Annotated in this window: 17 protein-coding genes; all 17 read left to right on the top strand. The window is 48.6% G+C overall.

The window, feature by feature from the left end; translation table 11 throughout:
* The first annotated feature begins 1 nt into the window (after position 1).
* The 17 genes from C1712_RS01180 (at position 2) to C1712_RS01100 (ending at position 16,875) form a co-directional block, all read left to right on the top strand.
* Positions 2–337: a head-tail adaptor protein gene (locus C1712_RS01180; protein ID WP_102266055.1), complete on the top strand. Its 336-nt coding sequence runs from the start codon at positions 2–4 to the stop codon at positions 335–337.
* Positions 330–761, top strand: a complete 432-nt coding sequence (locus C1712_RS01175) for an HK97-gp10 family putative phage morphogenesis protein (RefSeq protein ID WP_102266053.1) — start codon at positions 330–332, stop codon at positions 759–761. The genes C1712_RS01180 and C1712_RS01175 overlap by 8 nt, the downstream gene beginning before the upstream one ends.
* The gene (locus C1712_RS01170) at positions 758–1,099 is read left to right on the top strand and encodes a hypothetical protein (protein WP_102266051.1); all 342 of its coding nucleotides are present in this window, start codon (positions 758–760) and stop codon (positions 1,097–1,099) included. Before C1712_RS01175 ends, C1712_RS01170 begins: the two co-directional genes overlap by 4 nt.
* A 3-nt stretch (positions 1,100–1,102) precedes the next feature.
* Complete coding sequence (locus tag C1712_RS01165) at positions 1,103–1,699, top strand: major tail protein (protein WP_102266049.1); 597 nt, start codon at positions 1,103–1,105, stop codon at positions 1,697–1,699.
* Positions 1,700–1,713: 14 nt separating this feature from the next.
* A complete protein-coding gene (locus C1712_RS01160) occupies positions 1,714–2,097 on the top strand; it encodes a hypothetical protein (RefSeq protein ID WP_102266047.1) in 384 nt (127 codons plus the stop codon).
* Between the two features lie 206 nt (positions 2,098–2,303).
* Positions 2,304–4,907 (top strand): phage tail protein, encoded by a 2,604-nt coding sequence (locus tag C1712_RS01155; RefSeq protein ID WP_102266045.1) that lies wholly within the window; start codon positions 2,304–2,306, stop codon positions 4,905–4,907.
* Between the two features lie 16 nt (positions 4,908–4,923).
* Positions 4,924–5,700 (top strand): distal tail protein Dit, encoded by a 777-nt coding sequence (locus tag C1712_RS01150; protein WP_102266044.1) that lies wholly within the window; start codon positions 4,924–4,926, stop codon positions 5,698–5,700.
* 4 nt (positions 5,701–5,704) lie between these two features.
* Positions 5,705–8,230, top strand: a complete 2,526-nt coding sequence (locus C1712_RS01145; RefSeq protein WP_102266042.1) for a phage tail spike protein — start codon at positions 5,705–5,707, stop codon at positions 8,228–8,230.
* An 11-nt stretch (positions 8,231–8,241) separates the two neighbouring features.
* On the top strand, positions 8,242–8,439 hold the full coding sequence (locus C1712_RS01140) for a hypothetical protein (RefSeq protein WP_102266040.1): 198 nt from the start codon (positions 8,242–8,244) through the stop codon (positions 8,437–8,439).
* On the top strand, positions 8,432–8,995 hold the full coding sequence (locus C1712_RS01135) for a hypothetical protein (RefSeq protein WP_102266038.1): 564 nt from the start codon (positions 8,432–8,434) through the stop codon (positions 8,993–8,995). The genes C1712_RS01140 and C1712_RS01135 overlap by 8 nt, the downstream gene beginning before the upstream one ends.
* The gene (locus C1712_RS01130; protein WP_245858025.1) at positions 8,992–11,466 is read left to right on the top strand and encodes a glycosyl hydrolase family 18 protein; all 2,475 of its coding nucleotides are present in this window, start codon (positions 8,992–8,994) and stop codon (positions 11,464–11,466) included. The genes C1712_RS01135 and C1712_RS01130 overlap by 4 nt, the downstream gene beginning before the upstream one ends.
* Positions 11,414–11,962: a phage holin family protein gene (locus C1712_RS01125; protein ID WP_425435987.1), complete on the top strand. Its 549-nt coding sequence runs from the start codon at positions 11,414–11,416 to the stop codon at positions 11,960–11,962. Before C1712_RS01130 ends, C1712_RS01125 begins: the two co-directional genes overlap by 53 nt.
* A gap of 1 nt (position 11,963) precedes the next feature.
* On the top strand, positions 11,964–12,908 hold the full coding sequence (locus C1712_RS01120; protein ID WP_102266036.1) for an N-acetylmuramoyl-L-alanine amidase: 945 nt from the start codon (positions 11,964–11,966) through the stop codon (positions 12,906–12,908).
* A gap of 133 nt (positions 12,909–13,041) precedes the next feature.
* A complete protein-coding gene (locus tag C1712_RS01115) occupies positions 13,042–13,257 on the top strand; it encodes an SHOCT domain-containing protein (protein ID WP_102266034.1) in 216 nt (71 codons plus the stop codon).
* A 62-nt stretch (positions 13,258–13,319) separates the two neighbouring features.
* A complete protein-coding gene (locus C1712_RS01110) occupies positions 13,320–14,882 on the top strand; it encodes a recombinase family protein (protein WP_102266032.1) in 1,563 nt (520 codons plus the stop codon).
* Complete coding sequence (locus C1712_RS01105) at positions 14,883–15,317, top strand: recombinase (protein ID WP_102266030.1); 435 nt, start codon at positions 14,883–14,885, stop codon at positions 15,315–15,317. It abuts the gene before it with no gap.
* Positions 15,304–16,875, top strand: coding sequence for a recombinase family protein (locus C1712_RS01100; RefSeq protein WP_102266028.1), 1,572 nt, complete (start codon positions 15,304–15,306; stop codon positions 16,873–16,875). Before C1712_RS01105 ends, C1712_RS01100 begins: the two co-directional genes overlap by 14 nt.
* Positions 16,876–16,998 lie beyond the last annotated feature (123 nt).

Below are 16,998 nucleotides of genomic sequence, written 5' to 3'. Positions count from 1 at the left end.
CATGAGTTTCGGAAAAATGAACGGCTTTGCTGATATTGTCATTACAAAACGCATTAAGGACAGCGAGGGTTTCACCACTACGGCGGATGAAATCCTCGCATCTGTCCGTGTGTACAGAGAAGGTCGCCACGGCAGTGAACGGTGGGCAAACCTCGCTGCGTTCTCCGAGGCAACCGACCTGTTCCGATTCCGATGCATTCCCGGTCTTGCCATTACCACAGACCATATTTTGGTATGTGAGGACGGACGCTTTGAAATCACATCCGTTGAAGATGTGAAAGGCAGAGGGATGTATACGGAGGTGCTTGCGAAAAAGGTGGTGGCGACCAGTGGCTAAAGTGGATATTAAAATGCCAGAGGAGTTTTTGCAACGTGTTTCACGGCTCGGCTCTAATTTTGACCCCGTGGCAGAAAAGATGCTTGAAGCCGGAGGCGAGATTGTTCTTGCCAAGGCACAGAGCAATCTTTCTTCCGTAATCGGAAACGGTACAAAATATGAGTCCCGTTCCACGGGGGAACTGGAGTCGGCGCTTGGTCTGTCCTCTGTGAAGATGGATAAGAACGGCAATCACAACATCAAGGTTGGCTTTGCAGAACCCCGCCGTGATGGCATCAGCAACGCAAAACTCGCCAATATCATCGAATACGGCAAACACGGTCAGCCTGCCAAACCTTTTATGAAACCCGCAAAAACAGCATCCCGTGCTGCCTGTATCAGTGCCATGCAGGATAAATTTGAAGAGGAGGTCAGAAAGCTGTGAGCGTACTTTCAGATATCAATACGGCTCTGGAGCCTTTGGGCATCCCGCTTGAAACGGGTGTCTTTAAGGATGATGCGCCGGAGAAATATATCGTAATCGTGCCGATGGCAGACAGCTTTGCACTTCATTCGGATAACGCTCCCGGATGCGATATCCAGGAGGCACGAATTTCCCTGTATGCCAAAGGCAGCTATACCAAAGAGAAAAACGCAATCGTCCGTGCCATGCTTGGTGCGGATTTTACCATAACTGACCGAAGATACATCGGTTATGAAACAGAAACAGGCTACTTCCATTACAACGTGGATGTGGCAAAACATTATGAAATGGAGGAATAATCAATGGCTACTATTGGTCTTGACAAACTGTATTATGCCAAAATCACCGAAGACGAGAACGGAAACGAAACCTATGCATCTCCGGTACAGTTGGCAAAGGCAATGACCGCCGATTTGTCGGTGGAACTTGCAGAAGCAACCCTTTATGCCGATGACGGTGCATCGGAAATCGTGAAGGAATTTAAGGCCGGCACTCTTTCCCTGGGTGTGGACGATATCGGTGCTTCTACGGCATCTGACCTTACAGGCGCTACCATCGATGCAAACGGCGTTGTGGTTTCCACAAGTGAGGACGGCGGTGAGCCTGTGGCTGTGGGTTTCCGTGCCAAGAAATCCAACGGCAAGTACAAGTATTACTGGCTTTACCGTGTGAAGTTCGGTATCCCTGCCACAAACCTTGCCACCAAGGGTGACAGCATCACTTTCAGTACGCCTACCATCGAGGGTACGATTCTCCGCCGTAACAAGGTGGACGGTCAGAACAAGCACCCTTGGAAGGCAGAGGTTACAGAGGGAGATTCTGCTGTTGCAGCGGATGTTATCACGAACTGGTATCAGGAAGTGTATGAACCTTCCTACGCTACCGAGGCCGCGGAATAAGGAGGATATGACACATGGATAAAGAACGCTCTGCAAATATCAATATTGGCGGTGACGAGTATACTTTGCTTCTCACTACCCGGGCAACCAAGGAAATCGCAGGACGCTATGGCGGTCTTGAGAACCTTGGCGATAAGCTGATGAAATCCGAGAACTTCGAGATGGCTATCGGCGAAATCGTGTGGCTGATTACCTTGCTTGCCAATCAGTCCATCCTTGTCCACAATCTGAAGAACAAGGAAAACAAGAAGGATGTCCTTACAGAGGAGATGGTGGAACTTCTGACCACACCTCTTGATCTGGCAGATTACAAGACCGCCATTACCGATGCTTTGTATAAGGGCACCAAAAGAAATGTGGTCAGTGAGGCTGACTCAAAAAACGCAGTGGTCGAGTAAGTGACGATGAGTTATTTACTCGACTTTTATATTACGGCATCGCCCACCTGCATCTGACCCAGGATGAGGTGTGGCTGATGCCGTTTGGTCTGCTCCTGGATTTATGGGAGTGCCACAAACAGTATAACGGGCTTGCGAAGCCTGTAAGGGAATATTTCATTGATGACATTATTCCTGTCGGAATCTGATGAGGGAGGTGGTTTGAAGTGGCAGATGATTTTGGCTTAAAAATCGGTCTTGAGGGCGAGAAAGAATTCAAGAAGGCACTGTCCGAAATCAATCAGTCCTTCAAGGTTCTCGGCTCGGAAATGAAAGTCGTTCAGTCGCAGTTTGATAAAAACGACAGTTCCGTAGAAGCTCTTACGGCAAGAAACAAGGTGCTGAATAAGGAAATCGAGGCACAGAAACAGAAAATCGAAACACTCCGTTCTGCTCTTGCCAATGCCTCCGAGTTCTTCGGAGAAAATGACCGCAGGACACAGAACTGGCAGATTCAGCTTAATAATGCGACAGCCGCCCTTAACAATATGGAGCGTGAACTGGAGCAGAATGAAAAAGCCATCGATGAACTCGGAGATGAGATGCAGCAGGCAGCAAGGCAGGCTGACAATTTCGGTGATGAGATGGAGGGCACTGCCAAGGATGCGGATGACGCATCTTCCAAATTGGATAAGGTCGGTTCTGTAGTAAAGGGTCTTGGTGTTGCCATTGGTGCTTCCGTTGCGGCGGCGGGTGCTGCCCTTGCAGGACTGACAAAGAGTTTTCTTGATTTGGCGGAATCCACACGGGAATACCGTGAAGACCAGGCAAAACTGGATGCTGCGTTTACTACCGCAGGCTTTACGGCGGAACAGGCAGGCAATGCCTACACGGACTTTTATTCCATTTTGGGAGAGGAAGACCGAAGTGTTGAGGCGGTCAACCACCTTGCAAAACTGTGTGAAACCGAAGAGGAGCTGACGCAGTGGACAGATATTGCCGCAGGCGTATGGGCAACCTTCGGTGACAGCTTGCCCATTGAAGGCTTGACGGAGGCTGCCAATGAAACGGCAAAGACCGGACAGCTTACGGGTGTCCTTGCCGATGCACTCAATTGGGCGGGTACATCGGAGGATGAATTCCAGGCATCCCTTGATGCGTGTAATTCCGAACAGGAACGAGCAGCACTGATTACAAAAACCTTAAACGGTCTGTATGAAGATGCCGCTGAAAATTACAAGGAACTAAACGGCGATGTGATGGACGCAAGACGCGCCCAGGCAGAACTGACCGATGCCTATGCACAGCTTGGTGCGATAGCAGAGCCGATTATGACCACGCTTAAATTTATGGCAGCAGATGTGCTGAATGAGATGATTCCCTTTGTTGCCATGATGGGAGAAGGACTGCAGGGCGTTCTGGAAGGAACAGCAGGCTCGGCAGAAACCTTTGCAGAAGGTATGAGGGGCATCGTGGATGTTCTTCTCACACAGCTTTCCACTATCATTCCGATGATAGGTCAAGCCATATTAACGAGCCTTCCGACACTGCTTCAGGCAGGAGTGGATATCATCGTTACCTTGCTTGACGGTATCGTGTCGGCACTGCCTACCTTGGCAGAGGCGGCGGTCATGATTGTCCTTGAATTGGTAAACGGTCTGCTTAGTCTGTTGCCACAGCTTGCAGAGGCAGCCATGCAGGTAATTGCCACACTGGCCTCCGGCATTGCAACGGCACTTCCGGAGTTGATTCCGACCATCATTGAGATTTTAACAACAGTGGTACAAACACTGATTGAAAATCTGCCGTTGATTTTGGATGCAGCACTTCAGCTTGTCATGGGATTGGCACAGGGACTTCTTGCGGCAATTCCGGTACTGATTGAGGCTCTGCCGTCCATTATTTTGGCAATCGTGGAATTTGTCCTTGGTGCGATTCCTCAAATCATAGACGCAGGCATTCAGCTTTTGACATCCCTGGTATCTGCATTGCCGGAAATCATCGTGGCTATCGTGGAGGCAATCCCTCAGATTATTGAGGGTATCATCACAGCCGTGCTTGGCTCCATTCCGCAGATTATCCAGGCGGGTATCGACCTGCTCGTTGCCCTTATCCAGGCACTGCCGGAAATCATCACAACCATTGTGGCGGCAATTCCGGAGATTATCGGTTCTGTGGTAAATGCTCTTATAAACAGCATTCCGCAAATCGTACAGGCAGGTGTAACGCTCTTTGTATCACTCATTAAGAACCTGCCGACCATTATCGTGGAAATCGTGAAAGCCGTACCGCAGATTCTGTCCGGCTTGGTTTCTGCTTTTGGAAAGGGTGTATCGCAGCTTGCAAGCGTGGGTGCAAACCTTGTCCGTGGCTTGTGGCAGGGTATCCAGTCTTTGGCATCCTGGCTTTGGAACAAGGTATCCTCTTGGATTTCTTCCATTTGGGATGGTATCTGCGATTTCTTCGGCATTCACTCGCCTTCGGATGAGATGGCATGGATTGGTGAAATGCTTGTGGAAGGTCTGGCAGGCTCCATCAATACCAATGGCAAGGATGCGGTTGCCGCCGCTGAAGGCATGAGCAAGGACATCAACGATGTGATGCACAGCCTTGCAGATGATATGACCACGGCACTTCCTGCGGACTTTAGTGTGAATGGCACGGTCAATCGCAATGACACGGTATCCGGCACAGGATTCGGTGGCAGTGCGCTGATTACCATTCAGCAGATGATTGTCCGAAGCGAAGAAGATATCCGCAAGATTTCCCAGGAACTTTACAATTTGATTCAGAGTGGCTCCCGTGCACAGGGGCACTTCACTACGGCATAAAGGAGGGTTTTGACCTATGGGTTTTATTTTTAATGATATTACGTCGAGCAGCATGGGCATCAAAGCCCGCCTGACTTCCTGGCAGGTGTGTGGTAAGATGCGTAATTTTACCACCACCGTGCCGGGTAAATACGGTGTGGCGGATTCCGGCGCAGATTTTGACTATCGTGAAATCAATGTCCACTGCAACATTTACCCGAAACACAATTTTACGGCATTGGTATCTGCCTTGGACGATATCGCAGCATGGCTTGACCCTGTGCAGGGGTTGCGCCAGCTTATTTTTGATGATGTGCCGGACAGATACTTCATGGCAAGGCTTAACGATGCGGTGGACTGTGAAAGGCTAATCCGCTCGGCAGGGTCTTTTGATTTGAAGTTCTTCTGTCCAGACCCTTTCGGTTATGCCATCACGGATGAAACTTTCTCCATCACGGCAGAAGGCACTCACACCGTGACCCGTGCCATTGGCAATATTGAGTCGTTGCCCGTCTATCGTATCAGCGGTGTGGTGACCGCCGGGGCAAGCAATTATATCAGCATTACCACAAACGGCATGGAACTGAAAATCGTAAACGCAACGCTGTCAGAGGGAGAAACTCTTGTTGTGGATACGGATAAAATGACCGCTTATGTGGTGGATGAAAACGGCGAGACACTCCGAAACGGTCTGCCATATTTACAGGAATTGAACTTTCCGACCCTTGCTGTCGGAGATAATACCGTCACGGTGGAAGTGAATAATGCTACACTGACGGAACTACAGATACAAGCCAAGAGCAGATGGAGGTGACGGCATGGCTCTGAAAATGATACTGAACAAGCAGACGGATTTCACAGGAGAGTTTCCTGCGGATTATGCCGCCTCCGGTCTTTGGCGTTTCAATGAATCTGCACCGGATGAAGATACGGCTCTTGCTGATTCCTCCGGTTATGGCAGAAATTTTACTGTTGTGAACTGGAGTGGTACAACAGCCAACCTTTCAAACAGTCCGAAAGGCAGACAGATTCGTTTTAATATCAATAATCCGACCACAGAGAAAACTCACCTGCAGGTGACCAATGACGGCAGTATTTTCGCAAACCTCGGTGAGCGTATCATCGTGGGCGGCTGGATGTGTCCGACCACCTATTCTGTCGGTAACACTTTCTGCCCGATATTCAATACCCGTTATGGCCCTGGACAGCCGATTTTCTATCTGTCCCTGTATTCCGGTAAGCCGAGAATTATGCTCTATAATTCCTCCGGTAGCTTGATTTTGGATAAGACCGTTACACCGTCTTTTTCTTTGCAGAACGGTAAGTGGTATTTTATCGCAGGGGTCATTGAGCCGAATAACAAGCAGTTCACTTATGTTGTGGGCGACCGTTCTGCAGGAGTGGTTTGGAAGTCCGAGGTGCTGACCTTTACGGGAACGCTGAATGCATTCTGCACAGCGGATCTGGTTATCGGTATGCACGCCGACACCTATTATTACGCAGGTGGTTTTGATGAATGGTTCCTGGACTGCGACTCTCAACTTACCGCAGATGATTTGGTGGATTATTTCAACGCCACCATTCTCTGCAACGGTGCTGACAGTTCCGCTGATGTGGATGCCCTTACCGATGCAAGCGGTGTAACGCTGAAAGCTACAGATGGTGTCTACCCGGAAAGCGGTGTCCTTTATACCAAGGCGGCAGAATGCAACCTCTCCGGCACAGGCAAGGTGTCCTACACAAGTGAGTATGTGGCAGGCACAACGGCTGTGGCTTCGGTGGAAACATCCACCAGTGATGACCTCACCGATTGGAGTGATTGGGTAGCTGTGGGAATGGACGGCAAGCTGCAATCTCCGAACCGAAATTATATCCGTTTCAAGGTCACACTGACCACTACGGATACAAGCAAAACACCGAAGTTGGTGGACATCCGCCTTTATGACATTCCAAAGGCTCCTTATAAGAAAATCGGTTATGCACGTCCTGTGGTGCTTGATGATAACGGTGCGTGGGAGGCCATTTTGGAGAATGCCTATGACATCATCGTTACGGGCGAAATCAATGGCGAAGACACGCTGACCTTTTCCATTCCGTTCCGTGACAGTAAACGAAAGTACCTGGAAAACGAGAAGAAAATCCAGATCGTAGATGATGTGTATAAAATCCGTACCGTTACCGATGTGAAGGACAGCACCGGAAACACCGTCACGCAGATTTATGCCGAAGCGGAGTTCTACGATTTGACCTTTTCTGTTCGTAAGGAAGAAAAGAAGTTTGATGCGGAAACGGCAGATGTTGCGATGGCGTATGCCCTTGCAGATACCGAGTGGAGTGTGGGAACGGTCAATGTTACCTCAAAGCGTACCTGGACTTCCACAGAAAAGAACGCTCTGTCCATCCTCCGCAGCGTTGCCAACCTCCACGGCGGTGACCTTGTTTTTGACTGTCCGAACCGACTGGTGCATCTGCTGACAGTAAACGGTAAAGACAGCGGTGCTTTGTTTGCATACAAGAAGAACATGAAAAGCATCGAACGTGTGGTGGACACCCGCTCCCTTGTAACAAGGCTTTATGCGGTCGGTGCTAACGGTATGACCTTTGCCGACATTAACGGCGGCAAGCCTTACCTTGAGGATTTCACCTATTCCAAGGAAGTGCGTATCACCACCCTGGATTGTTCTTCCTTTACCAATCCATATCAGATGAAGGAATACACGGCTATGCGCCTTGCGGAATACTGCAAGCCTTCCGTTTCCTATGTGCTGAATGCGATGGACTTGTCCGTGCTGACAGGATATGAGCATGAAGCCTGGAATCTTGGCGATTATGTCCGTGTGGAAGATAAGGATTTGGGACTTTCTGTTACCACCCGTATCGTGCGCCGTGAATATAACCTGCAGGAGCCTTGGAATACCGTGTTGGAACTTTCCACTACGCTCAAAAACCTCGGCAGTTCGGTCAGTTCCATTGATACCATTGCTGATGCGTTGGAAGGCACAGGAATGGTATCCAACAACGATATCCGTGAACTGGTGCCGTTCAATCATCTGCGAAACTCCCGTGCCGATGACGGTCTTGCTTATTGGGTCAGTTCCGGTTTTGAGGCTGACGGAGAAAACGGTGCATCCGGCACAGCATCCTTTAAGGCTGTGGGTGTGGAGGGTATGACCTTGAGTCTTGCTCAGACCGTGTATCCGTCCAACCGCAGCAGTTATACACTGTCGGCGCAGATTGCCTCAGATGACTTAAAGAAACTATCCGATGATGCCCAGGTCGGCATTGAGGTGGTCATTGAATATGAGGACGGCAGTATAGAAACGAGATTTATTGATTTGTACTGATGGAGGTGCTTATGGCTTATTTTTCTAAAACCTCGGAGAAGATTACGCCGGAAAGCTACTTCTCCAAAGTAAAATCCATTACGGTGCGTGTGTGCGTTACAGACTGCACAGGCACTTTATATATCACAGACCTCTTGCTGCAGCCCGGTTCTGTAGCCACGGGATGGGTAGGTCATCCCTGCGAGATGAAGTGGGTGCTGGATGGCTAATCCTGTATTCATCCGTCTTGCAGAGGTCATAAATAAAAAGCAGGATATGCGTGTCATGAGCGTTACGGTGAAACCTACCGTCACCAACTGCTCCGGCACGATTTGGTTTACCGACCTGCAACTGCAAGAGGGACCGGCACTGACAGGCTATGTGCCACATACTGAGAGTCGACTTAAGGAAGATACCAAGGTATGGTTCAACGGTGTGGTTCGTTCCAAAGAAACAGTCATTATCTGCAATGTGGGAGATACCTCCGGCGGCTTGGATGTCCATATCTATCCGAAATCCGATATGGCGGCAGGCTCGGTACAGCTTGCCCAGGGTGTGGGCGGTCAAAGAGTAACATTCCCCAATGCTCTGTCTGCGGAGGATGATTTGGCTCTGCTTGCTTCGGTGCGTGAATGCACCAGGAATGGTGTGACCGAGCCGAAAGAGGGTTTTTATCAATACAGTGCCGCTTGGGATTCCAAGCACAAAGTTACCTTGGAGGACGGTAAGTCTGCCAGGGTGCTTTTTGAGTTGCAGCAGATGACGGATGGGGGTGTGTCGATTTGAGGGATAAATTAAAAGGCAAACGCATCATGGTGTGGACTTTCATGGGAAATTCCAGAATGTATGAGGCTCTCCGCGATTACGGTGACCGTATCGACACCATTGGTCTGTTTTCCTTCAAGGTGGATAAGACCGGAACGATTACCGAAAGCGGTGTGGCAATCAGCAATATGCTGACCTATATCAATAAGTGGCCACATATCCGTTGGCTACTCACCGTTGCCAATGACGGTGCGAACAGCATCTTCAAGGCTCTGCGTGATAACACAGATGGTGCACAGGACACCTTCTGCTCGGAACTTGTCCGTATCATGGAGAAATACCCGTGGTGCAGCGGCGTGGATATCGACCTTGAAAAAGGAGATGGCTATTCCACCCACGAAGCGTCTACGGCAATGTTCAAGCACATCTACGAAACAGTCAAAGCCTATGACTCCACCAAGGAGATGAACATTTGTCTTCCCGGTATGACTTCTGTCAACGGCTCGGTCGGTGGCGAGAACTGGTGCGTATATGGTGATCTGGATAAATATTGCGATACTGCATCCATCATGAGTTACGGTATGGCTTGGTCGGGTTCTGCTCCGGGTCCTGTTTCTCCGAGGAGTTGGCTTGAGGGCATTTACGATTATGCCACCAAGGTAATGAACCCCGACAAGGTGTTCCTTGGTATGCCTGCCTACGGATGGAACTGGCAGATTTACGATACCCCGGAGAACCTCGGTAAGTATTATCGTGGTACATCCCACACCTATTACGCTGCGAAATACTGGATGCAAGGTCTGTATAACTTTACGGACGATGCACCTCCGCAGCCTTTCATCCCTATCGTTTCCTATTGGGATGACTACGATATGGGACCATGGGCATTGCCTCATGTGTATGACTATATGGAAGGCAGAGATGCCGTTTACAAGGAATATCCGCAGATGTCGGAAACCTACAACCGAAGAAGGTATCTGACGGCTTATGCTAAACAGCAAAAGACGGAGTTCGGAGATATTATTATCGACCACAATGCCGAGCCGGACAGTTATTCCGGCGTGGTTTCTGTGTCTGAAACCCTGGTCACTTTGGGTGATGAGGGTTCTGCCACCTATAAGTTCACCATTGATGAAGAAGGCATCTACGATGTTGCCATTCGCCTTTGTTATCCGTTTTGGGATAAAAACAGCATCTACGCATCGTTGGATGGCAGCACAGTACATTTCTCCGAGGACAGGCTTTGGTGGTCGTATTGGAGAACTACCTTCTGGACTACGCTTGCCAAGGGTGTGAGCCTTTCTGCCGGAGAGCATACACTGACCATTTCAGTTGGCGTCAACGGTGTTCAGTTCTATGGCTTTAGGGTTTGCACTAACTTCTCCGAGGAGCCGACCGCAGGGCAAGCGGAATACACCCTTGCTCCGAGAAAGTTCAAGGATGTAAACGGTGATATGGTGGGTCCTGCCACAGGCTTCAAGCTGACCCTTGAGATGCTACGCAGAAAGCCTGACTCGGCACTTGTTTGGTATGAGGACTTCCGTGATGAACAGAAAATCCCCGAAAGCTACTGGACGGTTCTCTCCGGAGAGTGGGATGTGTGGCAGGAGGATTTGCCCTATGGTGATACGAGCCGACCTTATTCACAGCTTGAGGGTTACGGTCAGCTTGCGTGGAACTACAACGGCTTTTCCGATATTCATTTGAGGGCGCAGATTATCTTCCCGGAAGATGGTGGCGGCAAAGCGGGTGTGTTCCTCGGTTCGCTGTTCTGCTGTTTCAATTATGACAGCCAATGCATTGAACTGTATGAGGGGTCAACGCTGAAAGGTAGCTACGCTACGGATTTTTCCAAAACAGCAAAAGCAGACCTGCGTACCAATCCCAATGTCTATACCATTGAGATGCGTAAGCGTGGAAATAAGGTGCGTGTTTATTCCTCCGCATCCAATACGCTCAGATTCACGGCAACGGTCAGCAGTGGCGGCGGTTATGCGGGCATCCGTTCCGATAACCAAATCAACTGCCAATTGCTCCGTCTGGGTGATGCCTGGACATATGAGCCGTATGAGAGGTTCGATGTGGTGATGCCGGACGGTACGGAGACTACCTTCGGCAGGATTGAGCGTAGCAACTGCACTTGGGATGAGGAGTTCCAGGTATTCACGCTGACTTCCGATGTGGAGGAATCCTCTACCAGAAGCGAAAGCATCTCCTTGGACTATGAGTTCTACCATTCCCACATCATGCCACTTGAGTGCGGGAATGATTACACGGCAAAAATCATCCCAAGGGACATCAACATTTGGATTTCACGATTGTTCCTTGGGGATTCGGACGGCTTTTCCATTCTGTATTACCAGGATGTGGACAGCCTGATCTATTGGGCGAACCAGGCAGCATACCGATGGAAACTTCGAGGGATGTGTATGTGGTCCCTTGGACAGGAAGATATGCGAGTCTGGGAGTGGCTGCCCAAGCAAACTGAATAACGGCTTTAAGGGTATCTGCCATGTGGTGGACGCCCTTTTTGTATATCAAAAAATTTATGAAAGCGAGGATTTTACTATGAAGGATTTATGGAACACCATTCAAATCATTTTTGCCGCCATTGGTGGTTGGCTCGGCTGGTTTCTTGGCGGGTTTGACGGTCTGCTTTATGCATTGATTATTTTCGTGGTTGTGGATTACATCACGGGAGTCATGTGTGCTGTTGTGGACAAGAACCTCTCCAGTTCGGTCGGGTTTAAGGGCATTTGTCGAAAAGTGTTGATTTTTGCGATGGTAGGAATCGCACACGTCTTGGATGCCAATGTCATCGGCGACGGCAGCGTACTGAGAACGGCGGTTATTTTCTTCTATCTCTCCAACGAGGGCGTGAGCCTTTTGGAAAACGCATCCCACCTTGGTTTGCCAATTCCGGAGAAGATGAAGGATATTCTGGAGCAGCTCCATGACCGCGATAATAAGGAAAGCGAGGGCAAATAACATGAATTTACGCAAACTTATTTTAACGGAAAACGCCTGCTACAAGGCAGGCAGAAAAATCACGGTTAAAGGCATCATGGTTCATTCCATGGGTGCAAATAACCCGAACCTCAAGCGTTATGTAGGACCCGATGATGGTCTGCTTGGCAAGAACCAGTACGGCAATCACTGGAATACTTACCATCCCGGCGGTAGAGAGGTCTGCGTTCATGCTTTCATCGGCAAGTTGGCTGATGGCACGATTGCCACTTACCAAACGCTCCCTTGGAATCACCGTGGATGGCACGCCGGGGGCAGTGCAAACAACACACATATCGGATTTGAAATCTGCGAGGACGGTCTTACGGATTATGCCTACTTCAAGAAGGTGTACCGTGAGGCCGTTGAACTTTGTGCCTATCTCTGCAAGGAGTACGGCTTGACCGAGCAGAACATCATCTGCCACTCCGAAGGATACAAACAGGGCGTTGCATCCAACCACGGTGATGTGATGCACTGGTTTCCAAAGCATGGCAAGAGCATGGATACCTTCCGTGCAGAGGTCAAGGCACTCCTGGCGACAGCCGATGAGGAGAAAGACGAAACTCCTGCAGGACCTACGGTGACTTATCCAGAAAAGCTGACCACAGGTTATTACCGTGTGCGTAAGACCTGGAAGGACAGCAAGTCCCAGGTGGGCGCTTATCGTATTCTCTCCAATGCGAAGGCGACGGCAGATAAGAACCCCGGCACTTTTGTTTTTGCCAATGACGGCACTGCCATTTATCCTGCGGACAGCACGGCAGAGCCGGATTATCGTGTTCACACGGTGGTCAAGGGAGATACCCTTTGGGATATTGCCGTGCAGTATCTCGGAAAAGGCAGCAGATACACTGAAATCAAAAAACTGAACGGACTGACTTCCAACGTGATTTACAGCGGTTGGAAACTCAAGATTCCAAACTAAGATGATGCCCTTTGGGGATTTTTCCTTGGAGGGCATTATTTTTTTGCCCGTTTGGGGGTTCGATTTATCCGGTCTTTTCGCTTATAGGCAGAGGGGAACATTTCCACCGTTCCCCCAGATTGGAGGAATTGATATGGAAGTAAGACAAATTGAGAATTTTAAGATACCCAATGCCGTGGCACACGAAATCACACAGGAAGAATTGCAGCGTGAATTTGACTATTACAGGGCACAGCAGATGCTTGAAACCATGTTTATGTTCGGCATGATTTCTGTGGATGAATTCCACAAAATATCGGCTTATAATCGCAAAACTTTCTCCCCTTTTCTGGCGGAGATTATGGGCTAAATGACTTGATATTTCCGCAATAGTACGGGAATATGTCACTACCCAAAAAGCGAGGTGAGTTGATGAAAAGGATAACAAAAATCGGGGCAAACGAACCCCTGATTCAAAAGAAAAAATTAAAAGTGGCTGCCTACTGCCGTGTATCTACGGCAAGTGACGAGCAGCTTATCAGCCTTGATGCACAAAAGGCCCATTACGAAAGTTACATCCGTTCCAACGATGAATGGGAGTATGTGGGTCTTTACTATGACGAGGGTATCACGGGCACGAAGAAGGATGTCCGTGCCGGACTTCTTTCCATGATTGCAGGCTGCGAGGATGGGAAGATTGAGTTCATCATAACCAAGTCTATCAGTCGTTTTGCCCGTAATACTACAGACTGCCTGGAGATGGTGCGAAAACTGACAGACCTGGGCATTTCCATTTTCTTTGAAAAAGAGAATATCAACACAGGTTCGATGGAGAGTGAATTGATGCTTTCCATCTTGAGCAGTCTGGCGGAAAGCGAATCGGTGTCCATTTCCGAAAACAGCAAATGGTCGGTTCAAAGACGCTTTCAGAACGGCACTTTCATCATTGCCTATCCACCCTACGGATATGACAACGATAACGGCACGATGGTCATTGTGCCGGAACAGGCAGAAGTGGTAAGAGAGATTTTTGCAGCCTGTCTTGCGGGAAAAGGTACACACGCCATTGCCAAGGAACTGAATGCCAGAGGACTAAAAACCAAAAAGAATGGCAAGTGGGGTGCGGGAGCCGTAAACGCCATTCTTACTAACGAGAAGTATACGGGCGATGTGATTTTTCAAAAAACCTACAGTGACAGCAGCTTTAATCGCCACATCAATTACGGCGAGCGTGACCGTTTCCTTTGTCAAAACCATCATGAGCCGATTATCAGCCACGAGGATTTTGACAGGGTTCGTGCAGTTCTCGACCAAAGGGCGATGGAAAAAGGCAACGGCACTGACACTTACAGATATCAGAACAGATATTGTTTCTCCGGCAAAATCAAGTGTGGAGAATGCGGTGCCACTTTCAAGCGTAGGCAGCATTACAAACCGAGTGGAGATTATGTGGCTTGGACTTGCGGAACACACCTGGAAAGCAAAGAGAATTGCTCTATGCTCTACATTTCCGATGAGGGCATTAAACTGGCTTTCCTTACCTTGATAAACAAGCTGGTCTATGGTCACAATGCCGTGCTGAAACCACTCCTGCGAACACTACGTGGTATGGACGATAAGGACAGGCTGCTCCGAATACAAGAACTGGAAAACCGCATGGAGGAGAATACTGACCGAAAGCAGACTCTTACAAGCCTGATGGCAGCAGGGTTCTTGGAAGCTGCAGTTTTCAATAAAGAGAATAATGCCCTTGTGGTGGAAGAACAACAGCTGCGACAGGAAAAGGAGCAGTTGATGAATTCCGTAGGCGGAGATAAGGTCAAAATCAAGGAACTGCAAAAATTGATGGCTTTTACCTCAAAGGGTGAGATGCTGACAGAGTTTTCGGATGAAACGTTCCTCGCCTTTGTGGATAGCATTACAGTGGAAACAAGGGAACGGATTGTGTTCCACTTGAAAAGCGGTCTGAATTTAACGGAAAGGTTGGTGATGTAAATGACAGCACATATTCCCTACGGATATCGCATAGAGGACGGCAAGGCTGTGGTGGATGAAATTCAGGCAGAGCAAGTCAGAACCTTCTTTAAAGAGTATATTTCCGGCAAAGCACTGAAAGTGGCTGCCGAAACGGTAGGCTTGAAGATATTCCACGGTAGTGCCGGGCGAATGCTACGAAATACCCATTACCTTGGTGATGATTATTATCCTGCCATTATAGATCAGGAACTGTTCGATAAGGCGGAAGAGGAACGTCAATCCAGAGCAAATCAGCTTGGCAGGGTCAGAGAATTAAAGGTTAAGGAAACGCCCTCTGCACCCCTGCATTTTACGATGGGAAAGCAGATACAACAATTTGAAAATCCATTCAGACAGGCAGAATACGTCTACAGTTTGATAGAAAGCGAGGTGGAAATGAATGGAGGTAACTAAGAATATAACAGTGATTCCGGCACGAAGACGTGTCGGCAATACCGTAAACAAAGAAGAAAAGCCGAAGCTGAAAGTTGCTGCATACTGTCGTGTTTCCACGGACAGTGATGAACAAGCCACCAGTTATGAGGCTCAGGTGGAGCATTACACCGATTTTATTAAAAAGAACCCTGAATGGGAGTTTGCCGGAATATTTGCTGACGATGGTATAACAGGCACGAACACCAAAAAGCGTGAGGAGTTCAATCGCATGATTGATGAGGCTATGGCAGGAAGAATTGATATGATAATTACCAAGTCCATCAGCCGATTTGCCCGAAATACACTGGATTGCCTTAAATACATCCGACAGCTTAAAGAAAAGAACATCCCTGTATATTTCGAGAAGGAAAACATTAATACGATGGATGCCAAGGGCGAGGTTCTGCTTACCATTATGGCGAGCCTTGCACAGCAGGAAAGCCAGTCCCTCTCCCAGAACGTGAAGTTGGGATTTCAGTATCGATACCAACAGGGGCAAATGACCGTAAACCACAACCGTTTCCTTGGATTTACCAAGGATGAAAAGGGGCAGCTGATTGTTGAACCCGATGAAGCGGTAGTGGTCAAACGCATTTACAGAGAATACCTTGAGGGCGCAAGTTTGCAGCAGATTGGCAGAGGCTTGGAGGCTGACGGTATTCTTACGGGTGCCGGAAAAAAGAAATGGCGACCGGAAACCTTGCAGAAAATCCTCAAGAATGAAAAGTATATCGGTGATGCACTTCTTCAGAAGACTTACACGGTGGATTTCCTTGAAAAGAAACGTGTGCCAAATAATGGCTTGGTGCCACAGTATTATGTGGAAAACAGCCACGAAGCCATTATCCCCCGTGACCTTTATATGCAGGTGCAAGAAGAAATGATTAGACGAGCCAACCTCCACAGCGGACAAGACAGGAAAAAGCGTGTGTATAGCAGCAAGTACGCACTTTCCAGCATCGTGTACTGTTCCAAATGCGGAGATATTTACCGTAGAATTGCATGGAACAACAGGGGTAAACATTCCATCGTATGGCGTTGCTGCACCAGGGTGGAACACGGTCCGGGAGCCTGCGATGCAGATACCATTCAAGAGTCGGAACTTCAAAACCTCACGGTCAGAGCCATAAACCTGGCACTTGGCAAAAAAGAAACCATGAACGAAACCTTACAGAAAAATGTAGAGGCAGTGCTTACCGGAGCAGATGGCATTCCACTTGATGAGATTGACAGCCGTTTAGAGCAGCTACAGAAAGAACTTCTAAAGGTGGTCAACGCCAAAGGCAACTATGACAGCATCGCAGATGAGATTTACCACCTTCGAGAAATAAAGCAGAATGCGTTGGTAGACAATGCCGAGCGTGAAGGGATGAAACAGCGAATCAGTGAGATGCAGCAGTTCCTTTCGGAGCAGACACAGGAAATCACCGAATACGATGAGCAGTTGGTTCGCAGGCTGATTGAGAAAATAACGGTCTACGAAGAAAAGGTCACAGTGGAGTTCAAATCAGGCACAAGCGTAGATGTAAGAAGATAATACGGCATAAAGTAACGAACCTCGGTATCAGAATGTACAGATACCGAGGTGTTTTTATGGTTGATGCTTGTGAATTAGTCTGTTAGTATTGACAAAATTACTAATTTGTAGTATAATTTATGA

Source organism: Massilicoli timonensis, assembly GCF_900199515.1.
GTDB lineage: Bacteria > Bacillota_I > Bacilli_A > Erysipelotrichales > Erysipelotrichaceae > Massilicoli > Massilicoli timonensis.
This window is presented reverse-complemented; position numbering and strand designations above follow the sequence as displayed.